We start from the raw sequence: 15,636 nt of genomic DNA, 5'->3' as shown, positions 1-15,636 counted from the left end.
TATAGTATTTAAGGAGGCATTTTTCATGGAATCAATTAATTTAAATACGAAAATATTAGATACTTATAAAATGAAGCTTTTTAATGAGCTTATAAAAGCTATTTGGAGTGAGGAATTTGATGATATAGATAATATACCTAAAAAAGTGCTAGATAAAAGCGTATATAATGAATTTGGGGAAGAGGTCATATTAAATTTAATGAGAATAGTTATGGGGCTAGATCCAATAGATAAAATAGATGAAACAATAAAAGAAATGCTAAATAAAGCTATGTGCACAAAGGAAATAAGCACACCAATAATATCAGTAATCTCTCAAGTGTGCAATCATTGTGTTAACAAAGAAGATGGAAAGGAATGTTTAGTAAAAGAGAAGCATATTAATTGTAATAAGGACAATACATGTAATTCATGTGGAGGATGTATAAGAGAATGTAGCTTAGGGGCAATATCTGATAAGATTCAATTCATACCTATTTTAAAGTTACTAAAAGATAAAAAACATCCTGTGTACGCAACTGTAGCTCCATCATTTGTAGGACAACTTGGAAATGATGTAACTCCTGGTAAGCTAAGAAGTGCTCTTAAAAAAGTAGGTTTCAAAGACATGATAGAAGTAGCTTTAGCAGCAGATATACTTACTGTCAAAGAAAGTTATGATTATTGTAATCATATTAAAGAAAATAAAGAAGAATGTTTTATAACTAGTTGCTGTTGCCCGATTTGGATTAGTTTAATAAAGTCAAGTTACCCTGAAATTGTAGACAACATATCTAAGTCAGTATCTCCTATGATTGCCTGTGCAAGGATTATAAAGGTTTTAAACGAAGATGCTAAAGTAGTTTTTATTGGACCTTGCGTAGCCAAAAAGAAAGAAGCTATAGCAGAAGATATAAAAGGAGCAGTAGATTTTGTATTAACATTTAAAGAATTAGAGGAGATATTTAAGGCTTTGGATATAGAAGCGGATAAAGAAGTAGAAGAAAATAGAATAGAATCATCAGCTCTTGGAAGAATATATGCTCATGCAGGAGGGGTAAGTAAATCTATTGAAGAGTGTGTAAAAAAAATAAATCCGAAAGCTAATTTTAAAGCTATTACTTTTCAGGGAGCTAAAGACTGCAAAGCAGGGCTTGAAAAAGTTATAAATAAAGACATCGATGTAACTTTTGTTGAAGGTATGGGATGTATAGGTGGATGTGTAGGAGGGCCAAAGCGTATTTTAGAAACAGAAAAAGGTAAATCATTTGTACAAGAATATTCTAAAGAAACAAATATAAAAACTCCATTTGAAAATATAAATGTAATTCAATTTTTAGCAAAAATGGATATGAAAAAAATAGAAACACTAAGAAGTGAAGACAGGGAGAAATTGTTAGGATTATTTAACAGAGATATAAGATTATAAAGTAATAAACAAAGGGGATTAGGGGGATGAATATAAAAAAAAATTACAAAATTTTAGCTATAATTTTAGTAGCATTTATTGTATTAAGCATAGTTATTTTTAATATACCAAAGGAAGATGAGGATAGAAAATATACTTTATTAGAAAATTATATAGTAACGAGTACTTTAACTCAAACTATAAACGAAGCTACAACACAAAAAGAAAAAGGTCCTGTTTTATTACCACAGAAGATAGCATATATAACTATAGATGATGGTCCATCTAAATACACTAACTCGATATTAGACATATTAGAAAAAAATCAAGTTAAAGCAACTTTTTTTATGATAAATGATAATATGAAGAAACACCCAGATGAATTAAATAGAATGCAAAAAGAGGGGCATGGTATGGGATTTCATAGTGTAACTCATGATATACATAAGCTCTATGAAACACCACAAGCAACACTAAATGAATTTAAAACCTGCCAAGAAACTCTTTATAATATAACAGGAGATGTATCAAAATTAATAAGGCTGCCTTATGGAAGCAAGCCTTATATGCCTAAAGAATCTTATGATATATTAGTAGAAAATAATTATAAAATATGGGATTGGAATCTAGACACACTAGACTGGAAATCCACAACAGACAATATTTTAAGTAGTTTATTATATTATGGTAGAGATAAATCTAATTTAATAGTACTAATGCATGAAAAAGAACAAACTGTAGAAGCTTTAGATAACATTATAAGAGTATTAAAAGAAAGAGGTTATAAGATAGAACCAATAAGTGAAGATACACAAGATCGAAACTATTGGAAAGGAAATGTTCAAAGCTAATTAAAAAATCAAAGTAGTACATATATTATTATAAATAATTGACAATAATAATATTAATTGGATATAATTAAAGAATAAATAATAAGATAAAAACTATGATAAAGAGGAGTATGTAAATGCTACTAAAAGAGATGAAGACTCATAGGCTGAAAGGTCTTCTTAGTATAGGTTTGCAGAAGGTAGCTTTGGAGTTTCTAAGCTGAACTAGCAGTAGGTTTAGACGGTGGGAATCGTTAAAATCCATAAAGAGCCCAAATTATTAAGTATCTGTATTATAGATTAGTGAAGTTATGATTAAGAGATGTAGCTAAGTAAATACGGAATATAACTCTTGAGAGATGAATGAGTTCAATTTGGGAATTAAGGTGGTAACGCGAGCTTTTCGTCCTTATAAGGATGAATGGCTCTTTTTTAATTTATACTATAAAATATATAAGTTTAAGACTTTTAATCAAAATAAAGTTATTAAGTTACTTGTATTATTAATAATTTTAGTAAGACAAATTTTTAATAAAAATAAAATTTTAAATAAAATGAGGAGGAAATGAAATTGGAAAACACTAATTTACCAAAAACGTATAATCCAAAAGATTTTGAATCAAGATTATATTCAAAGTGGATTGAAGATGGATTATTTAAATCTAAGCCAAATCCAAACAAGAAGCCTTTCACTATAATGCTTCCACCACCAAATATAACAGGACAATTACACATGGGGCATGCTCTTGACCATACTTTACAAGATATACTTATAAGATGGAAGAGAATGGACGGTTATGAAGCTTTATGGCAACCAGGAACTGACCATGCTTCTATAGCAACTGAAGTTAAAGTTGTTGAAAGAATAAGAGAACAAGAAGGAAAGTCTAAGTACGATTTAGGAAGAGAAGAATTCTTAAAGAGAGCTATGGATTGGAGAAATGAATTTGGTAGAAAAATAGTAGACCAAATGAAACAATTAGGAGACTCTTGTGATTGGGATAGAGAAAGATTCACAATGGATGAAGGATGTAACGAAGCTGTTATTGAGTTCTTCATTAAGTTATATGAAAAAGGTCAAATATACAGAGGAAACAGAATAATAAACTGGTGTCCAGATTGTAAAACAACTTTATCAGATGCAGAAGTTGAACATGAAGAACATGATGGAAAGTTCTATCATATAAAATACCCAATAGTTGGTAGTGACGAATTCTTAGAAATAGCTACTACTAGACCAGAAACAATGCTTGGAGATAGTGGTATAGCTGTAAATCCAGAAGATGAGAGATACACTCACTTAGTTGGAAAGAAAGCAATACTTCCACTAGTAAACAGAGAAATAATAATAGTTGCTGATGATTATGTTGATTTAGAGTTCGGTACTGGTGCAGTTAAGATGACTCCAGCTCATGACCCTAATGATTTTGAAGTTGGTCAAAGACACAACCTTGAAAAGATAAATGTAATGAACGAAGATGGAACAATGAATAAATTAGCTGGTAAGTATGAAGGCATGGACAGATATGAGTGTAGAAAGCAACTTATAGCTGACTTAGATGAAGCTGGATACTTAATAGCTATAAAAGATCATAACCACAATGTAGGTTCTTGCTATAGATGTCATACAGTAGTTGAGCCAAGATTATCAGACCAATGGTTTGTTAAGATGGATGAATTAGCAAAACCTGCTATAGATATATTAAAGAAACAAGAATTAAAGTTTGTACCAGATAAGTTTGACAAAACTTACTTACAATGGTTAGAAAATATAAGAGATTGGTGTATATCAAGACAATTATGGTGGGGTCACCAAATCCCAGCTTACTACTGTCAAGAGTGTGGAGAAGTAGTTGTTGCTAAAGAAATGCCTACTACTTGTCCTAAGTGTGGACATCATGAATTTAAGCAAGATGAAGACGTATTAGATACATGGTTCTCTTCAGCACTTTGGCCTTTCTCAACATTAGGTTGGCCACACAATACAGAAGAATTAAACTACTACTATCCAACAAGTGTACTTGTAACTGGATACGATATAATATTCTTCTGGGTTGTAAGAATGGCATTTGCAGGAATGTTCTGTATGGGAGAAACTCCATTTGAACATGTATTAATCCACGGACTTGTTAGAGACTCTGAAGGTAGAAAGATGAGTAAGTCTTTAGGAAACGGAATAGACCCATTAGAAGTAATAGACCAATACGGAGCTGATGCTTTAAGATTCATGTTAGCTACTGGAAACTCTCCAGGAAATGATATGAGATTCTATATGGAAAGAGTAGAAGCATCTAGAAATTTCGCAAATAAATTATGGAATGCATCAAGATTTGTATTCATGAACATAGATGAAGAGATAATGAATGGTGTAACTAGAGAATCAGTTGAAAGCTCTATGACTTTAGCTGATAAGTGGATAATATCAAGAGCTAACAATGTGGTTAAAGAAGTTAACGACAACATGGACAAGTTTGACCTTGGTATAGCTGCTCAAAAAATATACGACTTTGCGTGGTCTGAGTACTGTGACTGGTATATAGAAATAGTTAAGCCAAGATTATACTCTGACGATAAAGCTGCTAAACAAACAGCATTATATACATTAACATATGTATTAGAGAAGATATTAAAACTTCTTCATCCATATATGCCATTTATAACAGAAGAAATATACACTCATCTTCCAACAGTAGAAGGAAGTATAGTAGTGGCTCAGTGGCCTCAATACACTGAAGAAGACAACATGGCTAAAGAAGAAGAAATGATGAACTTAACAATGGATGGAATAAGAAACATAAGAAATGTAAGAGCTGAAATGAATGTTCCACCATCAAAGAAAGCTAAAGTTATAATAGTTCCAACAGCTGAAAAGAAAGAAGCTATGGATGCTGGTAGAGATTACTTTGTAACATTAGCATCTGCATCAGTTGTTGAAATAGTAGACAATGAAGCTGGTATACCAGAAGATGCAGTAAGTGTTGTTATAGATGGAGTTAAAATATTTATACCACTTGATGAATTAGTAGACTTCACTAAAGAATTAGATAGATTAAATAAAGAAAAAGCTAAATTAGAAGGCGAAATAAAGAGAGTTAACGGAAAGCTTTCTAACCAAGGATTCTTAGCTAAAGCTCCAGAAAGCTTAGTTAATGAAGAAAAGGCTAAAAAAGAAAAATTCGAAGAAATGATGAAATCAGTTCTTGAAAGAATAGAAAATATAGAAGCTAAAATAAAATAGTTTATATAAAAAGAGCTACCTCTAAATAGAGATAGCTCTTTTATTATGTTATGAAAAATCTTTGAGATAAGTGGATAATTATAGTTTATAATATAAGTAAGAGAATTGAAATACTTATTTATATTAGGAGGTAGAAAAATGGCAAAAAATATATTAGGAAGAATGGCAGCCGATACATTAGGACTATCAGATATAGGAAAGATTATATCTCCTCAAGATTTTGATAAAGTTGATGGAGACGACTACATAATGCATGAAGATGGAGAAAAAATATACTTTGTTATAAAGTCAAAATCAGATGAATACGTATTTACTAATAGAGGCCTTTTACATGTAGATGGAGCAAATGCAGTTAGTAGGAAAAGGGTTGTAAAAAGACATGAATTTTACTATGAAAGAGTAGATGAAGTTACATTAGAAACTGCAGGTACAGTAGATTTAGATATAGAAATAAAGTTTAATTTCGGTAATGAAAGGTTTAGCATAGATGTAGATAAAAAACAACTAGAACAGTTAAAAGATTTATATAAAGCTCTAGTTGAAATAAGTATGATACAAGGCAGAAATTATATATCTGTAGAAGATGGTATAAATGGACTTAAGATGGCTAATGATGCAATATCAAGAAATCATCTAGAAGGAAATCCGGTAAATATAGTAGAAGACTTAGCTAAGTTTAACTTCAACTGGATGGAAAACTTAAGAAATACATATAACAATAAAGATTTTGGAGAAGTATTTGAAAAATATATAAATAACTAATAACTCATAGAATTTTATAAAAGTTATTGATGATTTATAGAGCATAGGTATACTACCTATGCTTTTATATTTATTAGATAAAGTACAATGTAAAATATTTTAAAGGATATTATTTCCGAAAAAAGGAATATATATAATCTATATATTTAAGATTGGAGAGAATGCTATGATATTGAAACTAGAAGATAAACATAGAAATATAGTCTTAGATTATGTAGTAAAGGAGCCTAGTAAAAATTTATTTATAATAGGAGATATTGAACAGCATGGGTTTAATAAAGATTTCCAAGAAGTATGGGGAAAGTTTGATGAAGATAACAATTTAAGAGGTATTTTATTAAGATACACAAATAATTTTATACCATATATTGAAAAACTAGATGAAGATGTATATGAATTTAAGGATATTATAAGAAAATATAAAGGCAAAAAAATAATATCAGGAAAAGATACTATAATAGAAAAATTTAAAGATGTATTGGAAGATTACGAAGAAAAAATTACATATTTTTGTGAATTAAAAGATGATAAAAAACTTTTAAAATGGGATGATACTATAAAACTAGGCATCGAAGAGGATGCACAAAGGATATATGATTTATTAAGTACAATAGAGGAATTTTCTGTAGAATATAGTGTTGATACAATAAGAAGTAGAATAAAAGATAATAGCACAGTATCTTATTATATAGAAAATGACAACAAAGAAATAATAACTATATCACAAATAACGGCAGAGAATAGTAAATCTGCTATGGTTGTAGGGGTAGCAACTAAAAAAGAATATAGAGAACAAGGATATATGGGTAAATGTTTATCTAAACTATGTAGTGATTTACTTAAACGCAATAAGACATTATGTCTATTTTATGATAATCCAAAAGCGGGAAGAGTATATCGTAGGATAGGATTTAAAGAGATTGGAATATGGACTATGTTAGTAGAAAAATAATTTATTATTATGATGTAATTAAATATCATATTATAAACTAAATTAGTAAAAAATATACTATAATAAAAAGTAGATAAATAATAACAAAAGAGAAATGACTAAGGGGGATAATAAATGAACTACCAAGAATCATTACATTACATAGAAGAAACTCACAAGTTTGGTGTAAGGTTAGGACTAGATAATATATCTAAACTATTAGAACTATTAGGAAATCCACAAGATAAGATAAATATAATACATGTGGCAGGAACTAATGGAAAGGGTTCAACTTGTTCTTTTATAACAAGTATATTAAAGGAAGCTGGATACAAAGTTGGATTATATACATCACCATTTTTAGAGACTTTCACAGAGAGAATAAGAGTAAATGGAGAAAATATACCAGAAGATGATGTAGCTAGAATAGTTACCTTAATAAAAGAAAAAATAGAATATATGGTGGCAAATGGATATTCATATCCTACAGAATTTGAAATAGTAACTGCCATGGCATTTTATTATTATTGTGAACAAAATGTAGATTTTGTAGCGCTAGAAGTTGGATTGGGTGGAAGATATGATGCTACTAATGTTATAAGCAAATCAGAAGTAAGTGTAATAACATCTATAAGCTTAGATCATGTAGGTATATTAGGAGATACAGTTGCTAAAATAGCCTATGAAAAAGGTGGAATAATAAAAGAAAATGGAGTAGCTATAGTATACGATCAAAGTGATGAAGTAAAAGATGTTATAAAAAATATATGTAAAGAGAAAAATGCTAAATATATAGAAGTTACATTTGATAGTATGAAAATTAAAAAATCAGATATAAATTCTCAAGTATATAGCTGTAAGGTTATGAATAAAACATATGAAGACTTAGAAATAAAGTTAATAGGAGAACATCAAGTTAATAATTCCATGTTAGCTTTAAGTGTGGTAGAGTACTTAAAAGAAGCTAAAAATTTAGATATAAATGAAGAAGATATTAGAATAGGTCTATTAAATACAAAGTGGCCAGGTAGAATAGAAAAGTTAATGGAAGATCCTATATTTATAATTGATGGAGCACACAATGAAGATGGAGCAAGTTCTTTGGCTAAATCTATAAGTGAAAATTTTGGAGACAAAAAAGGAACTCTTTTAATAGGAATGTTAGAGGATAAAGATATAGATAGTGTGTTAAAAATAATTATGCCTTATTTTGATAAGGTAATAACAACAACTCCAGATAATCCAAGAGCTATAAGCTGTGAAGCTTTAAAAGAAAAAATATCTAAATATGTGGACGATGTAATTTCAATAGAAAACATAGAAGAAGCTGTCAATTATACACTAAGAAACTCTAAAAAAGAAGATATAATAATAAGTGCAGGATCTTTATATATGATAGGAGCAGTTAGAACAATAGTAAATAATACATTAGAGTTAGCAGAGTAGTATAAAACAAAGTGCTTTAAAATAGTAACAATGGCTATTTTAAGGCACTTTTTAAATTTAAAAACAATTATAAAATAGTTTATCAATATATTATTTAAATGGACTAAAAATTTATAAAATATATTTTATATAAATAAAAAAGAGTATCAAATAAGGTAAAATACCTAACGATACTCATAAATAAATATTATAGAGATTGGCGTATAGCCTTAGATAATTGGTCTGGGCAAGAAGTAGTTTTTCCACCACAAGGTATATTAGCTAACTTATCAGCTACTTCAAATGCATTTTGCCCAATTACTAATTGCTTAAGTCCTATTAAATTACCTGGACATCCACCTACAAACTCAACATTAGTTATAACATTGTTATCATCTACTTCAAAATTCATTTCTCTACAACAAACGCCACTTGGCTTAAATGTTACTTTCATAATAAAACCCCTAACTTAATATATTATTTTCAATCCTATCATATCAAATATATATTTAATATTGCAATACTAAAAGATAGTAATAATATATAGATACAAAAGAATATACTATTATAGTATATGTATGAATAATAAAGGGGGCTAAAGTTTGAAGCTATACATTTCAAATTATCTATCGAATAGCATAAGTATATTAGATTATAAAGATTTTAAAACTGAAGAAATACTATTAGATGATGGGACTTATCCGCATCATTTTTGCATAAATAAAAAGCAGAAATTAATGTATTTACCCAGTTCAATTAATGGAATAATGTATATACTAGACCTGGAACTAAAGAAAATAATAGATAGTATGTCTATAGGTGGTAACTTAAGTCAGATAGGTATATCTAAAGGAGAGCTTTATATATCTAATGAAGATTCTAATAGTATTTACATAATAAATGAACATACGCTAGAGCCAGTAGGTATAATTAGTGTAGGAGAAACACCGCATGGATTTGATTTTAATGAAAAAGAAAATAAATTATATGTACCTTGTAAAAATTCTATATACTGTATAGATACCTTAAGCAAATGTATAGATAGGGAGATTAAGATAGACTTCAAAGCATGGCATATAAAGGTAGATACTAAAAAAAATGAAGTATATGTATCTACATTAGATGGAAGTGTAATAGTACTAGATGGATTTAATATGAAGATAAAGCATACAATAAATCAGTTTTTGATACCAGTAGAAATATGCTTTAACTATAGTAAAAGTGAGGTATATATAGCTGATTTAGGACATAAAAAAGTAGTAATATTAGATTATAATAACTTAGAAATTAAAGGTGAAATTAAGATAAATGGGAATCCACAAGGTTTAGCTATTTCTAGAAATGAAGAATTATTATTTGTATCTGATACTCAAAATAACTCTATAAAAGTATATAATGCAATAAATCACATGTTTATAAATGAAATTAAAACAGGAAAAGAGCCTACAACAATAATATGTTTATAGGCTTAGTGGTTATCACGTATAAGTAAATCTATAACTTCTGCATACATATATGATGCATTTTTCTTCCAATTGTTACAAATAAGCTTGGCTTGTTTCTCTGATGAAACATTTAAGTTTAAATCTATTAAGTTAGATTGATTTTCAATAACTCTCAAGTTAACAATAAATTCATGATCACTTTGTTTTACAAAGCTTGATTTTACTTGTGTATCAGATAACAGATTCTCTTTATTATTTATTATATACTCGTCTATTTTTTTAGCTGTATCTTCAGGTATTCTAGATAAGAAGTACTCTAATATTTCTAACCCTTTTTGAGTAAGAGAGTAATATTCTTTACCAGAATCCTCATAAGTAACTAAAAATTTAGATTCCATAAGTTGACTTAAAAACTGTTGAAGAGAAAAATAATTCATAGTCTCAGTTTCTAAGATAACTTGAGTAATTTGAGAATTAGTTAAATCCATATTAATTTTATTTAAAATATATAAAATTAAAAGCTTGTGAGAAGCTAATTCTTCAGATGAGTTTTCAAACATTGTACCATCCTCCGTAAACTATTTCTATATAATATATTAAACCAAAATATACAAAAATAAAAGTAGAATTTGAATATATTCAATAAATAAAATATCTTTTTTTATTCGTAAAAATATAAGAGACTACCATTTAGGTAGCCTCTTATCACTTAGATGTCAGAATTTACTATACTATTTACCAGCCATTTGGTTTTCAGCCATTTCAACTAATTTTTTAGTCATATAGCCACCAACATAACCGTTTTGTCTAGCTGTTAAGTTACCTTTGTCTATTGTGTCATAGTTAGCTAATCCTATTTCATTAGCTATCTCTAACTTCATTTGATTTAATGCAGCCTTAGCTTCTGGAACAGCTTTTCTGTTGTTGTTTGCCATAGTAAATTTCCTCCTTAGATGTTGTGTACAATACATATTGTATTGTTGATACTAATTTACCCTGGAATCAAATTTTATATACGTTTTTTTAAAAATTATTTGTGCTTTGTATCAATTTTTATTGTTTGAACTTTGTATCAATTTTTATTTTTTTATCTTTACGTACACCTTCTTCAATTCCATGTGCTTCTCTTAGATAGTGTCTACCTTCAAGTTTAAATGTCTTTCTAGCTGTTTCAACTTGATGACCTTTAATATTACCAAAAGAACTTTTTATAATTGACATAATAGCACCACCTTATATTAGTATTAACTTTAATTTGACCAAATAATAAATTTAGTTTAATAGTAATTTTTTGAAAAAAATAAAAATAAGTTTTAAATATAGGACAACAAAAAGGAGGTGTAAATATGAAGTATAAGTCTAAAAAAATAAAATATTTTAGATCTAGTACTTTCTTTTTAGGAGTAACAATAGTTTTTATAATAGCTTTAATAGGTGGAATTAGATATGTATGTTATGAAAAAGAAGTAGCTAGTATGCCAATACATAGTGTTGATACAAATGATAAAGAAATAGCTTTAACCTTTGATGTAGCATGGGGAAAAAATAATATAGATGAAATTTTACAAGTTTTAGAAAAACATAATGTAAAATCTACGTTTTTTTTGCTGGGCAGTTGGATAGAAGATAATAAGGAATTAGTTGAAAAAATACATAATGCAGGTCATGAAATAGGAAATCATTCTAATACACATGCAAGTTTTAAAAATTTATCAAAAGAATCAAAAGTTCAAGAAATTAAGTTAGTATCAGAAAAAATATATGATATAACAGGAGAAAAAACAAGTTTATTTAGACCTCCATTTGGTGATACAGATAAAGAAACTTTAGAGGTGAGCAATTCATTAGATCATCAAACCATTAAATGGAGCCTAGATTCTATGGATTGGAAGGGATTTGGTGCAAATCATGTTATTGATAGAGTAATGAAAAATTCTGAACCAGGATCTATAGTATTATTTCATTCAAATGTAAGTAATGTGGAAAATTACATAGACACTATAATACTTAATTTAAAGAAAGATGGATATAAAATAGTTCCTGTATCAGAAATAACATACAAAGAAAATTTCAAAGTGGATAGTAATGGAGTTCAAAAGCTACAGAATAAGTAGTAATAAAAGTAAGAATTTATAAATATATTTATTATATAAAAGATAAAATATACAATTAACAAATTGTGGGGGGATAAAGATGGTAACAGTTAAAGAAGAAACGAATGTAGTGAATTTAAGAGGGGAACTGAGTGAAAACTTAGAATTCAGTCATGAAATATTTGGAGAGAAGTTTTATAACACTACTATTAAAATAAATAGACTTAGTGATTCTTATGATATACTTCCTATTACAGTTTCAGAAAGACTTTTAGAAGATATAAAAATAGAGGAAGGGAATTTATGTAGTATATTGGGGCAGTTAAGGTCTTATAATAAAAATATTGATAATAGAAATAGACTAGTTTTAACTGTTTTTGTTAGAGAAATAAAGACGATAGAAGAGGAAAATAAAGATCCAAACAGTATATTTTTAGATGGTTACATATGTAAAGAGCCCGTTTATAGAAAGACTCCATTAGGGAGAGAGATAACAGATTTATTAGTAGCAATAAATAGACCATACAATAAATCAGACTATATACCATCAATAGTTTGGGGAAGAAATGCAAAATTTGCTAAAGGGTTAAAGGTTGGAGATAGAATACAAATGTGGGGAAGAGTTCAAAGTAGAGAGTATGAAAAAAAAGGTGAAGATGGAAATAGTATAAAGAAAGTTGCTTATGAAGTTTCTATATCGAAAATAAAAAAAATGAGTGAAAATAATAATGAATAGGGTTTCATAAAAAAACTAAAAATTTACTAGTTGAATAGTTGCTCCTTATTTATTATAATTTATTCTATGATGTTAGTTATAAATGCAGAAAGTAAAGAGGGGGAGCACTGTGAAAAGCGTATTATATCATGATTACGACCCTAGTATTAGTTTGACAGATAACTCTGATGATATAACTTGTTTTTTAGATACGATAAAGTATAATGTAGGCAATCATATACTACTTGTAGGAAAAATAGGTGACCTAGGGAAAAGATTAAGAAGGCTAGGAGTATATGTAACAATACTTGAGAATAGCCCTTATGAAGACGTATGTTATTCCTTAATACACAACGGAAACTGTAATGTTATAAAAGGAACACTTGAACTATTGCCTTTTGAAGATAGACATTTTGACAAAGTTATAATATTAGATCACTTTAATAACACTGGAAATTTCGAGCAAGCATCTAAAGAAATTAACAGAGTACTAAAGATCAATGGTGAGTTAATATTAGAAGATTTAAATTTAAAAAATATTAAAGTTAAGTTAAAAAATCTAAAGCATAAACTGTGCGGAGAAAATATCAAGTACCATTATCCAAATGATGTTGCAAAGTTATTTTCAACTTTAGATTTTGAAGGTAATGTTAAAGAAGTAGAAAATGAAAGATACATTTATATAGGAAAAAGAAAATAGAGATTTTACTAATATATATAAAGACTAGGTTAGCCTGGTCTTTTATATATTAAACTAAAAATAGGAGCCATATAGTTATGAGTATAAATTATCAATTAATAATAGTAGTAATGATGTTTGTTATATTAATATCTATACAATTTACGCTAAATAAAATATATTTAGTATTAAAGGATATAAAAGAAATACTTAATTTAAAAAGATTAAGAAAGGATTAATATGGCAAACTTAAAATACATAAGAGAAGATATTCAAAATATAGCAGAAGCAATAGTAGCTGTTTTAGGTATAGATGTAACCATAGTAGATGATGACTTAACTAGAGTTGCAGGTACAGGTATATATTTAGAAAAAATAGGAGAAAAAATAAGTGGATACTCTGCTTTTAATAAATGTCTAATAGAACAGATAGAAATAATAATAGATGATCCAAGTTGTAATGATATATGTAATGAATGCTCCAATAGTGGAGATTGTAAAGAGTTTGCAGAGGTTTGTTGCCCTATAATAAGCGAAGGAGTAACCTATGGGGTTATAGGCCTTATAGCTTTTACAGAGGAACAAGCTAAAGTTATAAAAAATAATAAAGATGTATTAATGAATTTTTTAGGTAAAATGGCTGATTTAATATCTAATAAAATTAAAGCTCAAGTAAAAGCTTATGAGTTAGAATTAGAAAAGAAAAAGCTAGAGACTTTAGTAAATGGTATAGATAAGGCTATAGTATCTATTGATGTAGATGGAAATATAGATAAATATAATTTAAAATTTAAGAAAGTATTCAATTTAGAAAATAATATAAATGGTAAAAATATATTTAAGCTTTTAGAGTTCATAAAAAAACCATCAAGAGATAATTTTAAAAAAGAAAAATCACATAGTTTTAACTATAAATTGGATGGATATGAATTAAAAGGAATATACAATATAAATGAAATTATTTTAAAGAAAGAATTAAAAGGATATGTTATAGACTTTATAGATAACAAAGATGCTATTAAAAACTACAATAAAATAAATAAAGATTATAGTATAACATTAGAAAATATAATAGGAAATAGTAGCATTATAAATAGTGTTAAAAAGGAAGCGCTAATAGCTTCTAAGTCCACTTCTACAGTACTAATTACAGGAGAAAGTGGTACTGGTAAAGAGTTATTTGCAAGAGCTATACATAACCATAGTAATAGATGTGAAAATCCATTTGTAGCTGTAAATTGTGCAGCCATACCAGATAATTTACTAGAAAGTGAATTATTTGGTTATGAAGAAGGAGCTTTTACAGGAGCAAAAAAGGGTGGTAAATTAGGTAAGTTTGAAATAGCTAATAAGGGTACTATATTCCTAGATGAAATAGGAGATATGAGCTTGCATCTACAAGCAAAATTACTTAGGGTATTACAAGAAAAAGAGCTAAATAAAATTGGAGCAAAATCAAATAAATTTATAGATGTAAGGATAATAGCAGCTACCAATAAAGATTTAGAAAAAATGGTATTAAAGGGAACTTTTAGAGAAGATTTATATTATAGGCTTAATGTAATACCTATATCACTTCCAAATTTAAGACAAAGAAAAGATGATATACCAGATTTAATAGATTTTATGATAAAAGAATATTCTAGAAAGTTAGAAAAGCATGTAACTGGTATTGACAAAAATGTGCTAGATGTAATGTTAGAATATAAATGGCCAGGAAATATAAGAGAGCTTCAAAATATAATAGAGTATGGCGTGAATATGTCTATAGGAGAAATTATAACATTAGATGTAATACCTAATAAATTAAAAAATGTAGAGTTAGAAGAAGTATTAGTTCAAAATGATAAGATAAGAACTTTAGAAGAATTAGAAAAAGCAGAAATCATTAAAGCATTACATAAATATAAAGATTATAAAAAAGACAAAGAGCTAGTAGCAAAATCATTAGGTATATCTAGAGCTACTCTATATAGAAAACTAGAGAAATATAAAATTATCTCAAAATGAGAAAAAATCTCATTTTGAGATTTTTTTTACTCAAATTGAGATAAAAATATAAATTTATACACAAAATTAATATTTAAATGCAGATTTAGAAAAAAACTAAAAAAATAATAATCTTAATTAT

The 15,636-nt window shown here is 27.8% G+C and carries 16 protein-coding genes and 1 other annotated feature; of the genes, 12 read left to right on the top strand and 4 right to left on the bottom strand.

What is annotated here, in order from left to right; translation table 11 throughout:
• Window positions 1-25 precede the first annotated feature (25 nt).
• The 6 genes from I1959_RS09240 to I1959_RS09215 all read left to right on the top strand — a co-directional run bounded on the left by I1959_RS09240 (window position 26) and on the right by I1959_RS09215 (window position 8,594).
• Complete coding sequence (locus tag I1959_RS09240) at window positions 26-1,408, top strand: [Fe-Fe] hydrogenase large subunit C-terminal domain-containing protein (RefSeq protein ID WP_166504711.1); 1,383 nt, start codon at window positions 26-28, stop codon at window positions 1,406-1,408.
• A gap of 26 nt (window positions 1,409-1,434) precedes the next feature.
• Window positions 1,435-2,238 carry a polysaccharide deacetylase family protein gene (locus tag I1959_RS09235; protein WP_166504712.1) on the top strand — a complete coding sequence of 268 codons (804 nt, stop codon included), beginning with the start codon at window positions 1,435-1,437 and terminating at the stop codon, window positions 2,236-2,238.
• An 86-nt stretch (window positions 2,239-2,324) separates the two neighbouring features.
• Window positions 2,325-2,631, top strand: a binding site (T-box leader).
• A gap of 157 nt (window positions 2,632-2,788) precedes the next feature.
• Complete coding sequence (locus I1959_RS09230) at window positions 2,789-5,455, top strand: valine--tRNA ligase (protein ID WP_279309988.1); 2,667 nt, start codon at window positions 2,789-2,791, stop codon at window positions 5,453-5,455.
• Window positions 5,456-5,593: 138 nt separating this feature from the next.
• Window positions 5,594-6,217 (top strand): PH domain-containing protein, encoded by a 624-nt coding sequence (locus I1959_RS09225; protein WP_207733566.1) that lies wholly within the window; start codon window positions 5,594-5,596, stop codon window positions 6,215-6,217.
• 166 nt (window positions 6,218-6,383) lie between these two features.
• On the top strand, window positions 6,384-7,169 hold the full coding sequence (locus I1959_RS09220) for a GNAT family N-acetyltransferase (RefSeq protein WP_092922467.1): 786 nt from the start codon (window positions 6,384-6,386) through the stop codon (window positions 7,167-7,169).
• A 114-nt stretch (window positions 7,170-7,283) separates the two neighbouring features.
• Complete coding sequence (locus I1959_RS09215) at window positions 7,284-8,594, top strand: bifunctional folylpolyglutamate synthase/dihydrofolate synthase (protein WP_195238044.1); 1,311 nt, start codon at window positions 7,284-7,286, stop codon at window positions 8,592-8,594.
• Between the two features lie 187 nt (window positions 8,595-8,781).
• Here I1959_RS09215 and I1959_RS09210 read toward each other — a convergent pair whose 3' ends face one another.
• Window positions 8,782-9,027, bottom strand: coding sequence for a TIGR03905 family TSCPD domain-containing protein (locus I1959_RS09210; protein ID WP_166504715.1), 246 nt, complete (start codon window positions 9,025-9,027; stop codon window positions 8,782-8,784).
• Window positions 9,028-9,175: 148 nt separating this feature from the next.
• Between I1959_RS09210 and I1959_RS09205 the strand changes: the two genes are divergently transcribed.
• Window positions 9,176-10,039 carry a YncE family protein gene (locus I1959_RS09205; protein WP_166504716.1) on the top strand — a complete coding sequence of 288 codons (864 nt, stop codon included), beginning with the start codon at window positions 9,176-9,178 and terminating at the stop codon, window positions 10,037-10,039.
• Between the two features lie 2 nt (window positions 10,040-10,041).
• Here the strand turns inward: I1959_RS09205 and I1959_RS09200 are convergent, their stop codons facing one another.
• From I1959_RS09200 to I1959_RS09190, 3 genes are all read right to left on the bottom strand, one after another.
• A complete protein-coding gene (locus I1959_RS09200; protein ID WP_092922479.1) occupies window positions 10,042-10,578 on the bottom strand; it encodes a DUF4364 family protein in 537 nt (178 codons plus the stop codon).
• A gap of 171 nt (window positions 10,579-10,749) precedes the next feature.
• Entirely contained in the window at window positions 10,750-10,953 is a 204-nt protein-coding gene (locus I1959_RS09195; RefSeq protein ID WP_092922482.1) for an alpha/beta-type small acid-soluble spore protein, read from the bottom strand.
• Window positions 10,954-11,071: 118 nt separating this feature from the next.
• Entirely contained in the window at window positions 11,072-11,239 is a 168-nt protein-coding gene (locus I1959_RS09190) for a hypothetical protein (RefSeq protein WP_166504717.1), read from the bottom strand.
• A gap of 125 nt (window positions 11,240-11,364) precedes the next feature.
• Here I1959_RS09190 and I1959_RS09185 point away from each other — a divergent pair, with 125 nt between their 5' ends.
• The 5 genes from I1959_RS09185 to I1959_RS09165 all read left to right on the top strand — a co-directional run bounded on the left by I1959_RS09185 (window position 11,365) and on the right by I1959_RS09165 (window position 15,515).
• Window positions 11,365-12,132 (top strand): polysaccharide deacetylase family protein, encoded by a 768-nt coding sequence (locus tag I1959_RS09185; protein WP_092922485.1) that lies wholly within the window; start codon window positions 11,365-11,367, stop codon window positions 12,130-12,132.
• A gap of 79 nt (window positions 12,133-12,211) precedes the next feature.
• Window positions 12,212-12,847, top strand: a complete 636-nt coding sequence (locus I1959_RS09180) for a single-stranded DNA-binding protein (RefSeq protein WP_092922488.1) — start codon at window positions 12,212-12,214, stop codon at window positions 12,845-12,847.
• Between the two features lie 109 nt (window positions 12,848-12,956).
• The gene (locus I1959_RS09175) at window positions 12,957-13,526 is read left to right on the top strand and encodes a class I SAM-dependent methyltransferase (RefSeq protein ID WP_240276208.1); all 570 of its coding nucleotides are present in this window, start codon (window positions 12,957-12,959) and stop codon (window positions 13,524-13,526) included.
• A gap of 77 nt (window positions 13,527-13,603) precedes the next feature.
• Window positions 13,604-13,744 (top strand): hypothetical protein, encoded by a 141-nt coding sequence (locus I1959_RS09170; RefSeq protein WP_166504718.1) that lies wholly within the window; start codon window positions 13,604-13,606, stop codon window positions 13,742-13,744.
• 1 nt (window position 13,745) lies between these two features.
• On the top strand, window positions 13,746-15,515 hold the full coding sequence (locus tag I1959_RS09165; RefSeq protein ID WP_195238043.1) for a sigma-54 interaction domain-containing protein: 1,770 nt from the start codon (window positions 13,746-13,748) through the stop codon (window positions 15,513-15,515).
• The last annotated feature ends 121 nt before the right edge of the window (window positions 15,516-15,636 follow it).

It is taken from the genome of Romboutsia sp. 1001285H_161024_C4 (assembly GCF_015550185.1).
Lineage (GTDB): Bacteria > Bacillota > Clostridia > Peptostreptococcales > Peptostreptococcaceae > Romboutsia_C > Romboutsia_C hominis.
The sequence above is the reverse complement of the archived record's forward strand: the minus strand, read 5'-3'. Positions and strand labels throughout refer to the sequence as shown.

Coding starts and splice junctions, on each gene's coding strand:
- I1959_RS09240 (WP_166504711.1), top strand. CDS start 26: ATGGAATCAATTAATTTAAATACGAAAATATTAGATACTTATAAAATG.
- I1959_RS09235 (WP_166504712.1), top strand. CDS start 1,435: ATGAATATAAAAAAAAATTACAAAATTTTAGCTATAATTTTAGTAGCA.
- I1959_RS09225 (WP_207733566.1), top strand. CDS start 5,594: ATGGCAAAAAATATATTAGGAAGAATGGCAGCCGATACATTAGGACTA.
- I1959_RS09220 (WP_092922467.1), top strand. CDS start 6,384: ATGATATTGAAACTAGAAGATAAACATAGAAATATAGTCTTAGATTAT.
- I1959_RS09215 (WP_195238044.1), top strand. CDS start 7,284: ATGAACTACCAAGAATCATTACATTACATAGAAGAAACTCACAAGTTT.
- I1959_RS09210 (WP_166504715.1), bottom strand. CDS start 9,027: ATGAAAGTAACATTTAAGCCAAGTGGCGTTTGTTGTAGAGAAATGAAT.
- I1959_RS09200 (WP_092922479.1), bottom strand. CDS start 10,578: ATGTTTGAAAACTCATCTGAAGAATTAGCTTCTCACAAGCTTTTAATT.
- I1959_RS09195 (WP_092922482.1), bottom strand. CDS start 10,953: ATGGCAAACAACAACAGAAAAGCTGTTCCAGAAGCTAAGGCTGCATTA.
- I1959_RS09190 (WP_166504717.1), bottom strand. CDS start 11,239: ATGTCAATTATAAAAAGTTCTTTTGGTAATATTAAAGGTCATCAAGTT.
- I1959_RS09185 (WP_092922485.1), top strand. CDS start 11,365: ATGAAGTATAAGTCTAAAAAAATAAAATATTTTAGATCTAGTACTTTC.
- I1959_RS09180 (WP_092922488.1), top strand. CDS start 12,212: ATGGTAACAGTTAAAGAAGAAACGAATGTAGTGAATTTAAGAGGGGAA.
- I1959_RS09170 (WP_166504718.1), top strand. CDS start 13,604: ATGAGTATAAATTATCAATTAATAATAGTAGTAATGATGTTTGTTATA.
- I1959_RS09165 (WP_195238043.1), top strand. CDS start 13,746: ATGGCAAACTTAAAATACATAAGAGAAGATATTCAAAATATAGCAGAA.